The sequence below is a fragment of the Streptomyces sp. NPDC048644 genome (assembly GCF_043199105.1).
GTDB lineage: Bacteria > Actinomycetota > Actinomycetes > Streptomycetales > Streptomycetaceae > Streptomyces.
The window spans coordinates 146,855-164,001 of record NZ_JBICVO010000014.1; the positions used below are offsets into that span (position 1 = coordinate 146,855).

At 74.0% G+C, this 17,147-nt stretch carries 18 protein-coding genes; 10 read left to right on the forward strand and 8 right to left on the reverse strand.

The window, feature by feature from the left end; all coding sequences use genetic code 11:
* Positions 1–168: 168 nt before the first annotated feature.
* Positions 169–939 carry an aminoacyl-tRNA hydrolase gene (locus ACGFNI_RS27435; protein ID WP_393687334.1) on the reverse strand — a complete coding sequence of 257 codons (771 nt, stop codon included), beginning with the start codon at positions 937–939 and terminating at the stop codon, positions 169–171.
* A gap of 147 nt (positions 940–1,086) precedes the next feature.
* On the opposite strand from ACGFNI_RS27435, the gene ACGFNI_RS27440 reads away from it, so the two are divergent.
* From ACGFNI_RS27440 to ACGFNI_RS27450, 3 genes are read left to right on the forward strand one after another with little or no spacing between them, the layout of a single operon-like run.
* The gene (locus tag ACGFNI_RS27440) at positions 1,087–2,067 is read left to right on the forward strand and encodes an ATP-binding cassette domain-containing protein (protein ID WP_393687335.1); all 981 of its coding nucleotides are present in this window, start codon (positions 1,087–1,089) and stop codon (positions 2,065–2,067) included.
* Positions 2,064–2,732, forward strand: a complete 669-nt coding sequence (locus ACGFNI_RS27445; RefSeq protein ID WP_393687336.1) for an ABC transporter — start codon at positions 2,064–2,066, stop codon at positions 2,730–2,732. Before ACGFNI_RS27440 ends, ACGFNI_RS27445 begins: the two co-directional genes overlap by 4 nt.
* A 42-nt stretch (positions 2,733–2,774) precedes the next feature.
* Positions 2,775–3,029 (forward strand): hypothetical protein, encoded by a 255-nt coding sequence (locus ACGFNI_RS27450; RefSeq protein ID WP_393687337.1) that lies wholly within the window; start codon positions 2,775–2,777, stop codon positions 3,027–3,029.
* 49 nt (positions 3,030–3,078) lie between these two features.
* Here the strand turns inward: ACGFNI_RS27450 and ACGFNI_RS27455 are convergent, their stop codons facing one another.
* Positions 3,079–4,455, reverse strand: coding sequence for an alkaline phosphatase PhoX (locus tag ACGFNI_RS27455; protein ID WP_393687338.1), 1,377 nt, complete (start codon positions 4,453–4,455; stop codon positions 3,079–3,081).
* A 123-nt stretch (positions 4,456–4,578) separates the two neighbouring features.
* On the reverse strand, positions 4,579–5,655 hold the full coding sequence (gene zapE / locus ACGFNI_RS27460) for a cell division protein ZapE (protein WP_393687391.1): 1,077 nt from the start codon (positions 5,653–5,655) through the stop codon (positions 4,579–4,581).
* A gap of 119 nt (positions 5,656–5,774) precedes the next feature.
* Here zapE and ACGFNI_RS27465 point away from each other — a divergent pair, with 119 nt between their 5' ends.
* Together ACGFNI_RS27465 and ACGFNI_RS27470 are read left to right on the forward strand one after the other, a co-directional pair.
* Positions 5,775–6,575 carry a dihydrofolate reductase family protein gene (locus ACGFNI_RS27465; protein ID WP_393687339.1) on the forward strand — a complete coding sequence of 267 codons (801 nt, stop codon included), beginning with the start codon at positions 5,775–5,777 and terminating at the stop codon, positions 6,573–6,575.
* A gap of 160 nt (positions 6,576–6,735) precedes the next feature.
* Positions 6,736–7,212 (forward strand): indole-3-glycerol phosphate synthase, encoded by a 477-nt coding sequence (locus ACGFNI_RS27470; protein ID WP_393687340.1) that lies wholly within the window; start codon positions 6,736–6,738, stop codon positions 7,210–7,212.
* Positions 7,213–7,238: 26 nt separating this feature from the next.
* On the opposite strand, the gene ACGFNI_RS27475 is transcribed toward ACGFNI_RS27470, so the two are convergent.
* Together ACGFNI_RS27475 and ACGFNI_RS27480 are read right to left on the reverse strand one after the other, a co-directional pair.
* On the reverse strand, positions 7,239–7,910 hold the full coding sequence (locus ACGFNI_RS27475) for an ABC transporter ATP-binding protein (protein ID WP_393687341.1): 672 nt from the start codon (positions 7,908–7,910) through the stop codon (positions 7,239–7,241).
* Positions 7,907–8,977: an ABC transporter permease gene (locus ACGFNI_RS27480; protein WP_393687342.1), complete on the reverse strand. Its 1,071-nt coding sequence runs from the start codon at positions 8,975–8,977 to the stop codon at positions 7,907–7,909. Before ACGFNI_RS27480 ends, ACGFNI_RS27475 begins: the two co-directional genes overlap by 4 nt.
* A 240-nt stretch (positions 8,978–9,217) precedes the next feature.
* On the opposite strand from ACGFNI_RS27480, the gene ACGFNI_RS27485 reads away from it, so the two are divergent.
* From ACGFNI_RS27485 to msrB, 4 genes are all read left to right on the forward strand, one after another.
* A complete protein-coding gene (locus ACGFNI_RS27485) occupies positions 9,218–10,405 on the forward strand; it encodes a sensor histidine kinase (RefSeq protein WP_393687392.1) in 1,188 nt (395 codons plus the stop codon).
* Positions 10,402–11,040: a response regulator gene (locus ACGFNI_RS27490; protein WP_393687343.1), complete on the forward strand. Its 639-nt coding sequence runs from the start codon at positions 10,402–10,404 to the stop codon at positions 11,038–11,040. The genes ACGFNI_RS27485 and ACGFNI_RS27490 overlap by 4 nt, the downstream gene beginning before the upstream one ends.
* A 62-nt stretch (positions 11,041–11,102) precedes the next feature.
* On the forward strand, positions 11,103–12,500 hold the full coding sequence (gene murC, locus ACGFNI_RS27495; RefSeq protein ID WP_393687344.1) for a UDP-N-acetylmuramate--L-alanine ligase: 1,398 nt from the start codon (positions 11,103–11,105) through the stop codon (positions 12,498–12,500).
* 16 nt (positions 12,501–12,516) lie between these two features.
* Positions 12,517–12,924, forward strand: coding sequence for a peptide-methionine (R)-S-oxide reductase MsrB (gene msrB / locus ACGFNI_RS27500; protein WP_393687345.1), 408 nt, complete (start codon positions 12,517–12,519; stop codon positions 12,922–12,924).
* 76 nt (positions 12,925–13,000) lie between these two features.
* Here the strand turns inward: msrB and ACGFNI_RS27505 are convergent, their stop codons facing one another.
* Both ACGFNI_RS27505 and ACGFNI_RS27510 read right to left on the reverse strand, forming a co-directional pair.
* The gene (locus ACGFNI_RS27505) at positions 13,001–13,660 is read right to left on the reverse strand and encodes a 4'-phosphopantetheinyl transferase (protein WP_393687346.1); all 660 of its coding nucleotides are present in this window, start codon (positions 13,658–13,660) and stop codon (positions 13,001–13,003) included.
* Positions 13,657–14,577, reverse strand: a complete 921-nt coding sequence (locus ACGFNI_RS27510; RefSeq protein ID WP_393687347.1) for a metallophosphoesterase family protein — start codon at positions 14,575–14,577, stop codon at positions 13,657–13,659. The genes ACGFNI_RS27505 and ACGFNI_RS27510 overlap by 4 nt, the downstream gene beginning before the upstream one ends.
* 405 nt (positions 14,578–14,982) lie before the next feature.
* On the opposite strand from ACGFNI_RS27510, the gene ACGFNI_RS27515 reads away from it, so the two are divergent.
* The gene (locus ACGFNI_RS27515) at positions 14,983–15,348 is read left to right on the forward strand and encodes a hypothetical protein (RefSeq protein WP_393687348.1); all 366 of its coding nucleotides are present in this window, start codon (positions 14,983–14,985) and stop codon (positions 15,346–15,348) included.
* Positions 15,349–15,404: 56 nt separating this feature from the next.
* Here the strand turns inward: ACGFNI_RS27515 and ACGFNI_RS27520 are convergent, their stop codons facing one another.
* Positions 15,405–16,973, reverse strand: a complete 1,569-nt coding sequence (locus tag ACGFNI_RS27520; protein ID WP_393687349.1) for a PucR family transcriptional regulator — start codon at positions 16,971–16,973, stop codon at positions 15,405–15,407.
* Positions 16,974–17,147: the final 174 nt, after the last annotated feature.

A 17,147-nucleotide genomic window follows, 5' to 3' on the forward strand; every position in this document is an offset into this window, starting at 1 on the left:
CCGCTACCCTCCCGCTCCAGGTAGGGCTACCCCCCCCGCCGGAGAGAACCGGGACCAACGGGCCGCCCCTCCACGGCAATCGACGGCCGCGCCACGACAGAGGCCGGCCCGGGGCGATCCCACCCACTCCTGTGGAAGCTCATGCACGGAGATCGCGGGCGGTGCCGGTCACCGTGTGCGAAGGGCGGGGTGATCCGCGACGACCGTGGCCGAGCCCGGTCGGATCTCGGTGAATCCGGCGTCCCGGACCATCGGCAGCCCGCTGCGGGTCAGCTCTTCCCAGGCGTCAGGCGACGCGGTCCGCACGGCCAGGGGGAAACCGGCCGCGCGCCAGGCGGCGCGCTCCGGCTCGGACAGCTCCCACCAGGCCAGCTGCGCGCCGTGCCCGGTCTGGGCCATGGTCTTGCCCGCCGACATCTCCAGCTCAGGATTGCACCACAGCACCGGCACCCCGTCGGCCGGCGCGGCAGGCGGCTCCGGGTCGTCCAGGTCGGTGCCCGAGACCTGGAGGCGGGCCAGGTCCTTCGGCCAGCCGTCCAGCGGCACCGGAGGGTAGACCCGCACTTCGGCGCGCTCCCCGGTGACGGTGATGCCGGGCAGCGCCTGCGCGCGACGCCACTCCGCGCCGCGTGCCCGCCGCACCACCTTGCGGATCCTGGCGTCCTGCCAGTCCCGTACCGCCGCGGCCCAGTCGCCATCACCGGTGGCCCGCTCGTCGGTCAGCAGCACCAGTACCGCCCGCGCGGCCGTCACCAACGCGTCCGTACGCGCCGGGGGTCCGGCCCGCTCGATGTGGACGACGAGCGGCAGGACGAACTGCGGCGCGGCGTCCCGGTCGGTCTCCTCGTGGTGGAACGGGCTGCTGCCCGGGGAGCCGCCCGGCGCGGTGGATCCGGTGGGCTCGGCGGGGTCGGGTCCTGTGGTCTCGGTGCTGGTCACCCGCCCAGTCTGCCAGCCACCTGAACCGGGGCCCGCGGGCCGGTGCGACGGGCCGGCACGGAAACGGAAACGGGGCGAGGCCGACGGGAACCCAGCCGCGGCGGCCCGCGTTGACAGGTGCGGGAGACGGGATGTCGGGGGGATCTCATGAGGCTGGACGGAGTCGGCAGGCGGTACGGCGTACGCGGCCCCTGGGTGCTGCGGGACGTACGGCTCGACCTTCCCGGGCAGGCGCTGTTGCGGGTCGAAGGCACCAACGGCAGCGGGAAGTCCACCCTGTTGCGTCTGTGCGCGGGCATCGACCGGCCCACCACCGGGCGGATCACCGGCCGCCCGCGCACCGCGTACGTGCCCGAACGCTTCCCGGCCGCGATGCCGTTCACCGCCGCAGGCTACCTCACCCACCTCGGCCGGATACACGGCCTGAGCGGACCGGCAGCCGCCCGCGGCGCCGCCGAGTGGCTGGAGCGGTTCGGCGCCGCCGGGCACGCGAAGACGCCGCTCGCCGACCTGTCGAAAGGCACCAGCCAGAAGGTCGCGGTCGCCCAGGCGCTGCTCGCCGCCCCCGGACTGCTGGTGCTCGACGAGGCGTGGACGGGCCTGGACGCCGCTGCCCGCGAGGTCCTCGACCGCGCCGTCGCCGAGCGCGTGGCCGACGGCGGCACGGTCCTCTTCGTCGATCACGACCCGCGCCGCCTGGCGGGCGCCGCCGACGCCCGCTACCGCGTGGTGGACGGAGTACTGCGGGCCGAGGCGGAAGGGCCCGCGCCGGACGGCGGGCCCGCGACGGGACCGCAGGTGACCATCGAGGCCGACGGAGGTCCGGCGCGGCCCGCGGGACCGCCCGGCATCCTCGGTGCGGAACTGCCCGGCAGACCCCGTACCGCGACGGGCCCGGACGGCACGGTCCGGCTGACCGTCGCCGCCGCCCACTCCGACGCCCTGCTGCGGGCGCTGCTCACCGCGCGCCCGCCCTGGCACATCCGCTCGGTCACGGCCGCCGCCCACCCCGCAGACGCTCCGCCGGCCGACCACCCTGCAAGCTCCCCGCCGCCTTGCGACAGTCTCCGAAGCGGTCCGCCGGGCAGCGCCGGGAGCGTCCACTCCGAGGAAGCACCCCTGCCATGACCGCACTCCTGCGCTACCAGGCGGCCCTGCTGACCGGCTCGCACCGCTGGCTGCCGCCGGCCATCTGCTACGCCGCGTTCCTGGCCATCGGCGTGCAGACCGGCGGCCCGATCCTCGACGCCTACGGCTGGGCCGCGGCCCCGCTGCTGCCCCTCACGGTCTGGCTGACCCGGATCTGCCTCACCGACGAACCGCCCGCCGCCCGGCACTGCGCCGCCGCGGCGGCCGGGCCGGGCCGGGTGCACCTCGCCGCCGTACTGACCGCCACTTTCGCGTCCTGGCTGTTCGCCCTGGCCGGCACGGCGTTCGTCGCCCTGCTCTCCGACCCGCACTCATCCGACCACCGGGTGGCCGTGCCCGTCCTGCCCGCAACCCTCGCCGGGTTGCTGACGGCCCTGTCCTGCGTGCTGCTGGGCACGGCCGCCGGCGTGCTGTGCAACCGGCCGGTGCTGCGCGGTACCGCATCCGCGATACCGGCCGGACTGACCGCCGCGCTGCTGCTGCTCGTCCTGGGCGCGTCCCCCGCCAACGCCGCCGTGAGCGGCCTGGTCACCGGCTCCGCGCACGGCACGATCACCGTCCCGTGGCTGCCGCTGGCCGCCACCTTCCTGATAGCTGCCGCCGCCGTCACGGCCACCTGCGCCCTCAGTGCACGCCGCGGCTGACGCCGGACCAGGGCCCGCACCCAGGGGCGTAGGCTCGGCCGTATGGACGAGCGGGAGCGGCGGACGGACGGCGCGGCACCGATGAGCACGGAAGCGGGCGCCGCCGGTACGGGACGCACCGGCGGGCCCGGGACGGACGGCGCCCCGGGCCCCGCGCAGGAGACGCCCGCCCCGGCGCCGCCCGCCGCCTGCGTCCTGTGCGGCGAGCCCACCGAGTACCCCGAGACCTGCCCCGGCTTCGTGCTCTGCCCGGTCTGCGCATGGCAGGAGGCGGAGCGCTCGGCCTGCTCCGGCTAGCTCGCTTCTTCGGGCCGGCGCCCGTCCGGCCCGGCAGCCGGCCGCCGGGTCAGTGCGACCAGGGTCCGGTGACCGCGAAGGTGGTGCCTGGCGTGTAGCAATTCACGTACATGCTGCGGAAGTCGGGGGAGAAGGTGATGCCGGCGAACTCGCCCCACTCCGGCTTCTGCGGGGTGCCGATGTTCTGCCGGCCGCGGGCCATGGCGTACACCCGGCCGCGCCGGGTCAGCCCGAAGACGTGCTGGGCGCCGCCGCCGTCCTCGCACACCATCAGGCCGCCGCTCGGCGCGAGGCAGATGTTGTCGGGGGACTCACCGGGGAGCTGGAGGTCGCTGTCAGGACCGAAGACGACGACCAGCGTGAGCCGACGCCGCTTCGGGTCGTACTTCCACACCTGGCCGTAGTGGTCGGCGGCCGAGCCCTCCGCGCTGTGCGCGAAGCTGGAGACGAAGTAGACGCAACTGCCGCCCCAGTAGCAGCCCTCCAGCTTCTGGGCGTGGGTGATGCCGCCGGGCCCGAAGTCCTGGAAGCGGACGGGGGTGTGGCGGGCCAGCGGGTCGGGGACGTCCACCCAGGTCAGGTGGTCGAGGACGGTGCCGGGCTGCTGGACGGTGGACAGGTCGGGGACGCCGGGTACCCGCAGCGCCTGGAGCCGGCCGCCGGCCCGCAGCGAACCGCGTCCGCCGCGCGGCTTGTGGGGCAGGAAGCGGTAGAAGAGCCCGAACGGCTTCTCGAAGGCGTCCTCGGTCTCGTAGACCGTGCCCGTGCCCGGATCCACCGCGATCGCCTCGTGCTGGAAGCGGCCCATCGCGGTCAGCGGCACGGCTCCGGTGCGGCGCGGATCGTAGGGATCGACCTCGAAGATGAAGCCGTGGTCCCTGGTGTAGTTCTCCTCACCGGCCAGATGCTCGGTCTCTTCGCAGGTCAGCCAGGTGTTCCACGGGGTGTGGCCGCCCGCGCAGTTGGTGGACGTACCGGCGATGGCGACCCGTTCGGAGCGTACGGAGTTGTCCGCGTCCAGTTCCAGCGCGGTACAGCCGCCCTCGGCTCCCGGGTCGTACGTCAGGCCGGGGACGGTCGGCACCGGGGAGCGGGAGCCGGTGCGGTTCTCGTGGTTGCGCACCAGGTGGGTGCGCCCGCGGGCGGCGGGGAGGCCGGGGAACGCCGCCATGCCGTCGCAGTTGCTCGGCACCTTGCCCTCGCCGGAGACCAGTGGGTCGCCCTCGCGTGAGAGCACCCGGTAGCGGAAGCCTTCGGGCAGGTCGAGCAGGCCGTCGGGGTCGGGGACCAGCGGCCCGTAGCCGCGCTGTCCCATGCCGCGGGCGGTCGCGGTTCCGGCGAAGAGTTCCGAGAAGCTCCCGGTGAAGGCGATGCCGGCGCCCAGCGCACCGGTTCTGGAGAGGATCTGACGTCGTGTCGCGGACATGGGCAACTCCCTGCTGGCGGACAGGTGACGTGATGCGCATGTGTGTACCACGCCCTCCGGCCGCCGGGAACCAGCCGGGCCGGACGCCGCCTCCGGGTGCCCGAAGCGGTGGCCGGCCGTCCGCTACGGGGTGACCAGCGGGCCCGCGTCGCGCGCCAGCGCCGTCAGCCGGGAGATCGCGCGGAAGTACTTCTTGCGGTACCCGCCGCGCAGCATCTCGTCGCTGAACAGCTCGTCGAACGCCTTGCCCGAGGTCAGGACGGGTACCTCACGGTCGTAGAGCCGGTCGGCGAGTACCACCAGGCGCAGTGCGGTGGACTGGTCGGGCACGGCCTGGACGTCGGTGAGGCAGACCGCCCGGATGCCGTCGCACATCGCGCCGTAGCGGCTGGGGTGCACCTGGGACAGGTGGTCGAGCAGGGAGGGGAAGTCGTCGAGCGAGGCGCCCGGGGTGCGGTGGGCGGTGCGCGTGACGGTCTCGTCGTCGTACGGGGCGGGGGCCTGGGGCAGACCGCGGTGGCGGTAGTCGTCGCCGTCGATGCGCAGCGGCCGGAAGTGCGCGCTCAGGCCCTGGATCTCGCGCAGGAAGTCGGCGGCGGCGAACCGGCCCTCGCCGAGCTTGCCCGGCAGCGTGTTGGAGGTGGCGGCGAGCGCCACACCGGCTTCCACCAGCCGGGACAGCAGGCTGGAGACCAGCACCGTGTCGCCCGGGTCGTCCAGCTCGAACTCGTCGATGCACAGCAGGCGGTGCTCGCCGAGGGTACGGACGGTCTGCTGGAAGCCGAGCGCGCCGACGAGGTTGGTCAGCTCGACGAAGGTGCCGAACGCCTTGCGCTCGGGCGGCGCGTCGGTGGCGTGCCACAGGGAGGCGAGCAGGTGCGTCTTGCCGACGCCGTAGCCGCCGTCGAGGTAGACACCGCGGGGGCCCTTCGGCGCGGCCGGCTTCTTGGCGAACCAGCGGCGCTTGGCTGCGCCGGCGTCCGCTGAGCCGCCGATGCCCGCCGCGAACGTGCCGAGCACCTGGACGGCCTCGGCCTGGCTCGGCTGCTCGGTGTCGGGGATGTACGTGTCGAAGCGGGCGCCCTGGAAGCGCGGCGGCGGCACCATCTCGGCGACGAGCCGGTCCGCGGGGACGTGCGGGGCGCGGGAACTCAGCGCGACGGGGGCGCCCGCACTCCCGCTGCCCGGCGGCCCGGCTATCGGAGCGGACGGTGCGGAGGAGGACGACGACGAGTGCTGGGAAGACGACACAACGCTCCAGCTTAGTCGCTGAGCGGTGTGGCCAGGTGCGCAGGGCGAGGCATGTCACACTGCCGCCTATGCGACGCCTGTACCCGCTTCCCGACCCGGCCGTTCCGCCCGGGGACGCCGTGACCGCCGACCGCGAGTGGACGCTCGACGAACTGGCGGACTCCTACGCGTATCCGGCGGCCGACGATCCGGTGCGGGCCGGACGTGCCGGGTGGCTGCGCGCGAACATGGTGGCGTCGCTGGACGGCGCGGCTCATCACGACGGCCGTTCGCAGCCGCTGTCCGGGGCCGCCGACATGCGGATCTTCGGCGTGCTGCGGGGGCTGGCGGATGCTGTCGTGGTCGGCGCGGAAACGGTTCGTCAGGAGGGGTACAGGCCGGCCCGCGCCCGGGAGGCGTTCGCCGCGCGGCGGGCGGCTGCGGGGCAGGCTCAGGCCCCCGCCATCGTGATCGTGAGCGCCGGGCTCGGCCTGGACTTCACCCTGCCGCTGTTCACCGCGCCGCTGGTGCCGACGGTCGTGCTGACCGGGGCCGGGGCGCCCGCCGGCAAGGTGGCGGCGGCACAGGAGGCCGGGGCCGATGTGCTGTTCGCCGGCGAGGGGCTCGGCGTCGACCCCGCCCGGGTGGCAGGTGTGCTGAGCGGGAGGGGGTACCGTCGGCTGCTCACCGAGGGTGGCCCCGCCCTGCTGGGGCAGTTCGCCGCGGCCGGGGCGCTGGACGAGATGTGTCTCTCGCTGGCGCCGGTCGTGGCGGTGGGAGACGCGCCCCGGATCATGCGCGGCCCCGCCGTCCCGGTGCCCGAGCGATTCGGTCTGGTGTCCGTACTGGAAGAGGCCGGGTTCTTGTTCACCCACTACCGTCGAAGCTGACAATCAGCGGAATTACCCGTTCCGCTTCGCTTCCTTTGGGCAAACTGGATGTCAACAGGCCCCGGTGGCGACGGGGCAGGATGGTTTCTGTGGGGTGCCGTGCCATGCGGCGACCCGGAAGAAGAGAAGAAGGGCGCCCGTCGTGATCACGAGCGTATTGATGATCGAGAAGCCTCTGACGCCCGCCGATGTGGACTTCGTGACCACCCTGCACGGCGACGATCAGGTCTCCTTCGTCGTCCTCATGCAGCCGCGCGGAGCGCAGGACATCCTGCTGCGGGCGATCGACGACGTCGCACTCGGCGAGTTCGACGACGCCGTACGCGAGGGGGAGGAGCCGGAAGGCAGCCGTGCGGAGGCGTCGGCCGAGCAGGCGCTGGCCCACACTCTCGCCGCGCTGCGGGACGCCGGGGCCGAGGCCACCGGCAAGCTCGTCGAGCACCACCCGCTGGATCTGCTGCGGTCCATGGTCGAGGAGACGGGTGCGGACGAGGTGATCGTGCTGACCACCCCGCACTTCGTGGAGGAGTTCTTCCACCGCGACTGGGCCTCGCGGGCCCGGCACAAGGTGGGCGTACCGGTGCTCAAGCTGTTCTCCCACGCACCCGACGACCCGGCCCAGGCCACGGAGGGCTGAGCCGGGGTCTGCCGTGCGGCTCGGCCCTACGCCCCGGTGAGCCGCCCGTCGGTCACCTCCGCGACCGCGTCCACCGCGTCCAGGTGCGAGCGGTCGTGGGTGACCAGCACCGTCGCCGTGGCGCGCCGGTGGGTGAGCGTGGTCAGCAGGTCGAGGACCGCGGCGCCGCGCTCGTGGTCCAGGGCGCTGGTCGGCTCGTCCACCAGCAGCACCGCGGGGTCGTTCATCAGCGCCCGCGCGATGTTGATCCGCTGCCGCTGGCCGCCGGACAACTGGTGCGGACGCTTGCCCGCCTGATCGGCCAGGCCGACGGAGGCCAGCAGCTCCAGCGCCCGCGCCCTGGCCTTACGGGGTGAGCGGCCGTCCAGATGTGCCATCACCTGGAGCTGCTCGGCCGCGGTCAGCGAGGGCAGCAGGTTCGGCTGCTGGAAGACGGTCCCGATGGTGGTGCGGCGCAGCGCCGTCAGGCCGCCGCGGTCGAGCCCCGCGGTGTCCCGGCCCGCGATCTCCACCCGGCCGCTGTCCGGCGTGATCAGCGTCGCCGCCACCGCCAGCAGACTGGACTTGCCGGAACCCGACGGGCCGATCACGGCCGTCAGCGTGCCGGCCGGCACCGTGAGCGACACCTTGTCCAGGGCGGTCAGCCGCGCGCCGCCGTCGGGATAGGTGAGGGTGACGTCGGTCAGTTCGAGGCTCATCGGACACTTCCCAGGGCGGTCAGCGGGTCAACGGACGTGATGCGGCGGATGGACAGCGCGGCGCCCACGGCACCGAGCGCGATCATGATCAGCGCGGGGACCAGCACGGTCGACGGATCCAGGACGAACGGCACGGTCCCGCCGACCGCGGCGCCGAGTCCGGCCGCGAGCGCGGTGCCGACGCCGGTGCCGAGCACCAGCAGGACCACGGCCTGGCCGAGCGCGTCCTTCAGGAGATAGCCGGTCGAGGCGCCCAGCGCCTTGAGCACCGCCACGTCGCCGCTGCGCTGAATCGTCCAGACGGTGAAGAACGCCCCGATGACCAGCGCCGATATCGCGAACAGGAAGCCGCGCATCAGCTGGAGCGAGCCGTTCTCCGCGGTGTAGGAACCGATGCCGTCCAGCGCGGCGGCTGCGGTGACGGTACGGGTGCCGAGCTTCTCGTCGGCGGCGGCCAGGTCGGGCGACCCGGAGGTGGTCAGGGCCAGCACGGTCGCGCCGCCGGAGCCGCCGGGCAGCGCACGCCAGTCACCGAGCGACGTCCAGATCACCGGCGTGTGGCTGTACATCGCCGCGCCGGATACCGCCGCCACCCGCACCGTCCGGCCGCCCAGGGTGATCGCATCGCCGGCCCGCGCCCCCAGGTCGTCGGCGGCCTGCTGAGACAGCACCGCCCGGCCGTCGGCGATCTTGCCCGCCTCCGGTGCGAGCCGCGAGCCGGACCGGACGGCGAACGCCGACAGGGCGGCCGTCCTGCTGCCCGCCTCCGCCTTGGCGGTGGCGATGCCCAGCGGCTCGGCGCTCTCCACACCCGGCACCTGCGACCAGCCCCGCACGCTCTTGCCGGGCAGCCGGGAATCGGCGAAGGACACCGTGCCGCCGTCGGCCGGGGCGGAGAACACCAGGTGATCGGCGGGCAGCGAGGTGATCGCCGAGGTGTTCTCCCGGCCCAGGCCCGCGGTCAGCCCCGACAGCAGGCCGACCAGCACCGTGATCAGCACGATGACGGTGCCCATCAGGGCGAACCGGCCCCTGGCGAATCTCAGGTCTTTCCAGGCGACGAACACAGGTCCGGCCTTCCTTCCTCGCGGCGTCCGGACCCGGTGCCCGGCGACTGGCTCCACCGTCGCGCCCGGCAGGGGGCGCGGGCATCGCGCCGGGGAGTGCTTCACCGGAGTCGAAAGGGGGCTTGGGCGCTCCACCTTTCGATTGATGCCGCCCCCGGAGGCGGCCCTTAATCTGGAGGGGCCGTGACCGACCTTTCCCTCACCCCCGTCCTGCGCGTGCTGCGCGGCTGCCTCCACCTGATGGTGGCCGCACTGCTGGCGCTCGCCGCGGCCCGCGCGGTGGCGGAGCACGCCCCGCACGCCGCCGCCGTCACCGTCACGGCCGTCGTGCTGTTCGCCTGCTACGCCGCAGGGCCCGCGCTGCTCCGCGTCCGTCCGTCATCCGGCGCCGCCGCGCTGTGGCTGGGTGTCGTGGCCGTCGTGTGGATGGTGCTGCTGGCCCTCACCCAGGACGGCATCTGGCTGGCCTTCCCGTTCTTCTTCGTGCAGCTGCACCTGCTGCCGACGCGCTGGGCGCTGCCCGCCGTCGCCGGGACGACCGCGGTCGCCATCGCCGGATTCGCCCGGCACACCCACACCCTCAACGTCGGCACGGTCATCGGCCCGGTGCTCGGCGCGGCCGTCGCGGTCGCCGTCGTCCTCGGCTACCAGGCCCTCTACCGGGAGAGCGAGCAGCGCCGCCGGCTCATCGAGGAGCTGACCGCGGCCCGCAGCGACCTGGCCGCCGCCGAACACGCCGCCGGAGTGCTCGCCGAGCGCGAGCGGCTGGCCAGGGAGATCCACGACACCCTCGCGCAGGGCCTGTCCAGCATCCAGCTGCTGCTGCGGGCCGCCGAACGCGCCCTGCCCCAGCGGGCCGACACCGCCCTGGGACACGTCAGGCACGCCCGTACGACCGCCGTCGACAACCTCGCCGAGGCGCGCAGGTTCGTCCGCGAGCTGAGCCCGCCCGACCTGGAGGCGGGGTCGCTGCCCGCGGCGCTGGAGCGGCTGTGCGCCACCACCGCGCGCGCCTCGGGGCTCGCCGTGCACTGCCAGGTCTCCGGCGTGCCCACCGAGCTGCCGATCCCGCACGAGGTCGCCCTGCTGCGCATCGCGCAGTCGGCGCTCGCCAACACCGTCCGGCACGCCGGGGCCGGCCGCGCCGAGCTGACGCTGAGCTACATGGAGACCGAGGTGGCCCTGGACGTCGTCGACGACGGCACCGGATTCGCCCCGGGCGACGTCCCGCCGGCCGGCTCCGCCGCGGCCACCGGCGCCGGTTTCGGCCTCGCCGCGATGCGCGCCCGCGCCCGCGCGCTGCACGGCACCCTCGCCGTCGAGTCCGCCCCCGGCGAGGGCACCGCCGTCGCCGTCACCCTGCCGGTGCCGGGGCGGACCGGCGCACCGGCGCACACCGGGACGAGGGAGAGCGAGGCCACCCCGTGAAGGACGGCACCCCGATCCGGCTGCTGCTCGCCGACGACCACCCCGTCGTACGGGCCGGGCTGCGCGCCGTGCTGGAGACCGAGCCAGGCTTCGAGGTCGTCGCCGACGTCCCCACCGCCGAACAGGCCGTCACCCTCGCGGAGCGGTCCGGCGTCGACGTGGTCCTGATGGACCTCCAGTTCGGCGGCGAGATGCGCGGCTCCCAGGCCACCGCCGCCATCACCGCCCGCGAGGGCGCGCCCCGCGTCCTGGTCCTGACCACGTACGACACCGACGCGGACATCCTCGCGGCGATCGAGGCAGGAGCGACCGGCTACCTCCTCAAGGACGCGCCGCCCGAGGAACTGGCGGCTGCCGTCCGCACCGCGGCGGCGGGCAAATCGGCGCTGGCGCCGACCATCGCTCTGCGGCTGATGGACCGGATGCGGGCGCCCGCCACCGCGCTGACCCGCCGCGAGACGGAGGTCCTGCAACTCGTCGCCGACGGCCTGTCCAACGCGCAGCTCAGCAAAAAGCTCTTCCTCAGCCAGGCCACCGTCAAGTCCCACCTCGTGCACATCTACGCCAAGCTCGGTGTCGACTCCCGTACCTCGGCGGTCGCGGCGGGCACCGCGCAAGGTCTGATCCGGCGCTGACAGTGCGGGGTGCGAGAATCAACGGCAGCACGACCGCTCGCGACGATCAGGGAGACCCAGCCATGGCATCCGCCATCCCAGCCTCGATGGACCGGCCGCACTTCATCGGCATCGGCGGAGCCGGCATGTCGGGCATCGCCAAGATCCTCGCGCAGCGCGGCGCCGCGGTGGCGGGCAGCGACGCCAAGGAGTCCGCGACCGCCCAGGCCCTGCGCGAGCTGGGCGCCACGGTGCACATCGGCCACGCCGCAGGGCATCTGGCCGACGACGCCACCAGCGTCGTCGTCTCCTCCGCGATCCGCGACGACAACCCCGAGCTGGCCGCCGCCCGCGAACGCGGCATCCCGGTGGTGCACCGTTCCGACGCGCTCGCCTCCCTGATGGACGGCCGCCGCCCGATCGCCGTCGCCGGCACCCACGGCAAGACGACGACCACGTCCATGCTCGCCGTCTCGCTGACCTCGCTCGGCCTCAAGCCGTCGTACGCCATCGGCGGCGACCTCGACGCACCCGGCTCCAACGCCGAGCACGGCAGCGGCGAGATCTTCGTGGCCGAGGCCGACGAGAGCGACCGCAGCTTCCACAAGTACGCCCCCGAGGTCGCCATCGTCCTCAACGTCGAGCTCGACCACCACGCCAACTACGCCTCGATGGACGAGATCTACGAGTCGTTCGAGACCTTCATCGGCCGGGTGCGGCCCGGCGGCACCCTCGTCGTCTGCGCCGACCAGCCAGGCGCCCGCGAGCTGACCGAGAAGATCGCCGGCAGGTACGACATCGAGGTCGTCACCTACGGCGAGTCGCCGGACGCCGACGTCCGCATCCTCAAGATCAACCCGCGCGGTCTGACCAGCGACGTCAGCGTCTCCCTCGCCACCGGCCGGATCCTGACCTTCACCGTCTCCGTCCCCGGCAGGCACTACGCGCTCAACGCCGTCGCCGCGCTGGCCGCCGGCATCGCCCTGGGCCTGCCGCCGCACAACCTCGCCTCCGCGCTCGGCACCTACACCGGCGTCAAGCGCCGCCTCCAGCTCAAGGGCGAGGCGGCCGGCGTCCAGGTCATCGACTCTTACGCGCACCACCCCACGGAGATGACCGCCGACCTGGAGGCCATCCGCGGCGCCACCGACGACAGCCGCGTCCTGGTCGTCTTCCAGCCCCACCTCTTCTCCCGCACCCAGGAGCTGGGCACGGAAATGGGCCAGGCCCTCGCCCTCGCCGACGCCTGCGTGGTCCTGGACATCTACCCGGCGCGCGAGGACCCGATCCCCGGGATCACCAGCGCCCTGATCATCGAAGCGGCCCGCGCGGCGGGCGCCGACGTCACCGCCGAGAGCGACCGCGCCGCCGTCCCGGACGTGATCGCAGGAATGGCCAAGCCCGGTGACCTTGTTCTCACCATGGGCGCGGGCGATGTGACCGACCTCGGCCCCGCCATCCTGTCCCGCCTGGGCAGCTGAGCTGAGGAGACCCCAGATGCCGTACGAGATCGACAAGCCCGACGAGCAGTGGCGCGCGGAGCTGAGCCCCGCGGAGTACCAGGTGCTCCGCCAGGCCGGCACCGAGCCCGCCTTCGTCGGTGAGTACACCGACACCGAGACCGCCGGTGTCTACTCCTGCCGCGCCTGCGGCGCCGAACTCTTCCGCTCCGACACCAAGTTCGCGAGCCACTGCGGCTGGCCGTCCTTCTACGACCCGAAGGACACCGACGCCGTGGAGCTCATCGAGGACCGCTCGCACGGCATGCTGCGCACCGAGGTCCGCTGCGCCCGCTGCGGCTCCCACCTCGGCCATGTCTTCGCGGGCGAGGGCTACGCCACCCCCACCGACCAGCGGTACTGCATCAACTCCATCTCGCTGCGGCTGGCGGCCGACGAGGGCTGAGCCCCGCGGCCCGCGCGAGCGTACGGGTGCCGGCGGACCACTCCGCCGGCACCCGTACGCACACCCGCAAGGACCGTCAGCGCGGCACCGTGATCGCCGTGACCACCAGGCCCGACGCCACCAGCCAGCGGCCCTGGAAGGCGCTGATCCGGACGCCGTCGACCACGGGCCCCTCCACCAGAAGGCGGGCGGTGAAGGTGGCGTCCGTCGGGTCGAGGGTGAGATGGGCCTCCTCGAAGTCCAGCCAGCGGCCGGTGAGCGGGTACCACGCCTTGTAGACGCTCTCCTTGGCGCTGAAGATCAGCCGGTCCCAGTGGACGTCCGGCTGCGCGGCACGCAGCCGGGACAGCTGCTCGCGTTCCTCAGGGAGCGTGACGAGGTCGACCACCCCGGCGTCCCTGACCGGATGGTGGGGCTCCGCGTCCAGGCCGACGGAGGCGAAGTCCGAGGTGCGGGCGACCGCGGCGGCACGGTAGCCGGTGCAGTGGGTCATCGCGCCGACCAGCCCATCCGGCCAGCGCGGTGCCCGGTCGGGGCCAGGCAGCAGGGGCGCGGGCGCGATGCCGAACTCGGCGAGGGCGGCGCGGGCACAGGCGCGTACGGTGCCGAACTCGCGCTGACGGGCGGGGACCGCGCGGGCCACCGCCGCACGTTCCTCCGGGAACATGTCGGACAGCGGACGGTCGTCGAACGCCTCGGACACCACGATGGGCCGGGGCAGCAGCTTGTCGATCACGCCGTCGCTCCCACGGTCACCGGCGGCAGGATCTGCACCGGGCGGCCGGGTTCCTTCGCCCGCCCGCGCCATTCCCGCGGGTAGCCCAGCGACACTTCCTGGTGCGGGACACCGTCGCAGGTCAGCAGCCGCGGAATGTGCAGATGCCCGTAGACGACGGTCGCGGCACGGAAGCGGCGCGGCCAGTCGGCGGTCGCCTCGCTGCCGCACCACAGGGAGAACTCCGGGTACCGCAGCGGTCGCAGCGGCTCGCGTACCAGCGGGAAGTGGTTGACGAGGATGGTGGGCAGCTCATCGGGGATCTCGGCGAGCCGGGCCTCGGTGGCCGCCAGCCGCGCCCGGCACCAGGCGTCGCGGGTGGGGTACGGGTCAGGGTGCAGGAAGTACTCGTCGGTGCAGACCACTCCGGCCTCGTGGGCGACGGCGAGCGCCGCCTCCTTGGTGTCCGTGCCCGGGGGCCGGAACGAGTAGTCGTAGAGGACGAAGAGCGGCGCGATGACCGCGGGCCCGCCCTCGCCCTCCCACACCGGGTACGGGTCTTCGGGGGTCACCACACCCAACTCGCGGCAGATCTCCACCAGGTGCTCGTAGCGGGCCACGCCGCGCAGCTGCACCGGATCGTTGTTCGGCGTCCACAGTTCGTGGTTGCCGGGAACCCAGACGACCTTGGCGAAGCGTTCGCTGAGCCGGGTGAGCGCCCAGCGGATGTCGTCGACGTGTTCGCCGACGTCCCCGGCGACCAGTAGCCAGTCCTCGTCCGACTCCGGGGCCAGCCGTTCGACGATGTCGCGGTTGTCGGTGTACCTGACGTGCAGGTCGCTGACGGCGACCAGTTTGCCGCCCCGGGCGGCAGGGGAGGGCCGGGGCCGGTCGGTGGCGGTGGGCAGCGGGCCGGTCGCTCGGGTCTCGTAAGTCACATTCGCAGTAAAGACGGTGGGGGAGGGGCGACGAAAGGGGCGGGCGGGGTGACGGGGGTGATCGTACGGCCGGGTGATGGTGTCATGCGGGCCGCCGGGTTCGCCTGCCGGGGCGCCCCGGCAGGCACGCGGGAGCAACGGCCGCGTGCCCTCCGTGCCGATCGCGCGGGCCCGCGTACCGCGGCGCCGGCCCCTTCCCGGGCCAGGAGTCGATTCCCCGTTCGCCGAGGGAACTCCCATCGCGCCGATGCCGGAGGCGGGCTGCGGGGTTACGGGACAGAGGGTAATCCTTTCGAGTGGCGGGGGATCGATTCCGCTTGCGCTGAACGGGTGACACGCCGGGTCGGTGCGGATCCCGGGGGCATGCACAACTCCCAGCACCATCACGGCACTTGGAAGGTCGAGATGAGACGTCTTCGTATCCCGGTCCTGCTGTCCGTCGCGGTTCTGGCCGCAGGCGTGGCCACGGCGGCCGTGGCACACGACAGCGGCGCGGACCAGCAGACCCCGAAGCGCAATGCGGCACCGAAGGCCGCCCACCCACAGGTCTTCGGAGCCCCGGTGACCATCCCGTCAGGGGACAACCTCCTGGCCTCCGTAGCCTGTCCGGCCGGCACGGTGCCCACCGGGGGAGGTGGCGTGACCCAGGGCTTCAGAGTGTTCCTCACCGACTCGTTCGTCGCCAGCACGGGTCAGTGGAGTGTCCGGGGCACGAACACCGACCCCAACCCTCAGTTCCTGAGAGCCTTCGCGATCTGCACCACTCCCTAGGTACAGCGCCCTCTCCGCACCTGTACGGGCCCGGTCCTGGCGGTACAGGTGCGGCGTCATCGCGAGGCGTCGGTGACGGCGCCGCCCGCGGGTGGGGTGCCGCCGCGACGGATGCGGGTGGCGAGCCACAGGTCGAAGCGGTCGTCGGCGTCGTCGAGCCGCCGCCCGGTGAGGGCCATCACCTTGTCCAGACGGTTGCGGACGGTGTGCCGGTGGACACCGAGCCGCCGGCTGGTGGCGTCCCAGGCGCCGCCGGTCTCCAGCCAGGCCGCCAGGGTGGCCAGCAACTCCCCGCCGTTGTCCGCCAGATCGAGCGGTCCCAGCACGCTGTCCGCGTAGCCGAGCAGGGTGTGCCGGTCGCCCAGATCGAGCAGCAGCCGGCTGGTCTCGCTCTGCCGGGCCTCGGCCGGCTCGCCCGCCGCCCGGCTCACGCCGAGCAGCCCCGCGGCCTGCCGCAGCGACACCCGGACCGACTCGGGCGCCGTGGCGGGGCCGATACCGGCCGGGCGGTGCGGCGCGAACCTGCCGAGCACCTCACGGATGCCCGATTCCTCGCCCGCCACCGCCTCGATCGTCCCGCCCGCCACCCGGACCAGGCCGCCGGGCAGCGCCAGCGCCAGCGCCGCGGCCATCTCCTGCGCCGCCGCCTCCCGCGCCCCGTCGTTGGGACCGCCAGGCGCCTCGACCACGACACCCCGCACCCGGTCGGCGGCGAGCCCCGCCGACGCCAGCAGGTCACGGGCCCGCTCGGCGCCGGGACCTTCACCGGCCAGGAGTTCGGACAGCAGCGCCGACCTGCGGCGCCGTTCCGGCTCGTCGTGCAGATGACGGCGCTCCAGCTCCAGCGAGAGCAGCGAGACCAGGCCGGGTACCACCGAACGGGCCGCGGCGTCCGGGCGGCCGGTGAGCAGCAGCAGTCCGCGCAGCGTGCGGGCGCCGAGCGGCTGGACCTCCAGCTGCCGCCCGGCGACGGTGCTGGCGGCGCTGCCGCGGAGCCCGCGGGCGGCGACCCGCTCGATCAGGTCGCGGGCCTCGTCCGGCGGCGCCCCGTCCGTCCCCGTGCCGGGGTCGCCGCCCGCGGCGAGCAGCCGGCCCAGCGGGTCGAGCACCGCGGCCCCCACGCCGGTCGCTTCCGTCCACTCCTGGAGCATCGGCCGCAGCCCGTCGCCCGCCGCCGCCGCGGTCAGCCGGCGCTGGGTGGCGAACGCCCGCGCCAGTACCTCGCGCTGCTCGTGGGCCCGCGCGTCGAAGACCGCTTTGGTGACCGCGATGAACGGCACCTCGTCCGGCACGGTCAGCAGCGGCAGCCCGGCCACGCGCGCGGCGTCCACCAGCGGGCCGGGCGCCTCCTGGTACGGCAGTCCCTGCCCGAGCCCCAGCGCCAGGCAGGCCGCGCCGCCGTCGGCGACGTCCTGGACGTACGCCCGGCAGGCGGCGGGCTCCATCGGCAGCAACAGGCCGACGAACATCAGCAGTTCGCCGCCCTGCAGCCACTTGCCGGGTTGCAGCAGATCCGAGACGGTCGCCGCATCGACCGGCCGCGCGCGCAGTGGCTCCGGGACGTCGTAGGCGACCGACAGGGCGAGATCGGGCCTGGCCAGCAGGTCGGAGATACGCAGGGGCATGGACGTAGTGTCCACCACGGGGGCGCCGGGTGGACGGCCGGGCGAGCGGGGGAGCGGCGGTGCCGAGGCGGCTGCGGCAGACGGGCGCGGGCGCGGCGCCTGGACGGCAGCGCACCCGTGCGGGCAGGGGTACATCGCCTGGACAGCGGCTCGCGCGCCCCGGAGAATCACCGG

Coding starts and splice junctions, on each gene's coding strand:
- ACGFNI_RS27440 (WP_393687335.1), top strand. CDS start 1,087: ATGAGGCTGGACGGAGTCGGCAGGCGGTACGGCGTACGCGGCCCCTGG.
- ACGFNI_RS27445 (WP_393687336.1), top strand. CDS start 2,064: ATGACCGCACTCCTGCGCTACCAGGCGGCCCTGCTGACCGGCTCGCAC.
- ACGFNI_RS27450 (WP_393687337.1), top strand. CDS start 2,775: ATGGACGAGCGGGAGCGGCGGACGGACGGCGCGGCACCGATGAGCACG.
- ACGFNI_RS27455 (WP_393687338.1), bottom strand. CDS start 4,455: ATGTCCGCGACACGACGTCAGATCCTCTCCAGAACCGGTGCGCTGGGC.
- ACGFNI_RS27465 (WP_393687339.1), top strand. CDS start 5,775: ATGCGACGCCTGTACCCGCTTCCCGACCCGGCCGTTCCGCCCGGGGAC.
- ACGFNI_RS27470 (WP_393687340.1), top strand. CDS start 6,736: ATGATCGAGAAGCCTCTGACGCCCGCCGATGTGGACTTCGTGACCACC.
- ACGFNI_RS27475 (WP_393687341.1), bottom strand. CDS start 7,910: ATGAGCCTCGAACTGACCGACGTCACCCTCACCTATCCCGACGGCGGC.
- ACGFNI_RS27485 (WP_393687392.1), top strand. CDS start 9,218: ATGGTGGCCGCACTGCTGGCGCTCGCCGCGGCCCGCGCGGTGGCGGAG.
- murC (WP_393687344.1), top strand. CDS start 11,103: ATGGCATCCGCCATCCCAGCCTCGATGGACCGGCCGCACTTCATCGGC.
- msrB (WP_393687345.1), top strand. CDS start 12,517: ATGCCGTACGAGATCGACAAGCCCGACGAGCAGTGGCGCGCGGAGCTG.
- ACGFNI_RS27515 (WP_393687348.1), top strand. CDS start 14,983: ATGAGACGTCTTCGTATCCCGGTCCTGCTGTCCGTCGCGGTTCTGGCC.
- ACGFNI_RS27520 (WP_393687349.1), bottom strand. CDS start 16,973: ATGCCCCTGCGTATCTCCGACCTGCTGGCCAGGCCCGATCTCGCCCTG.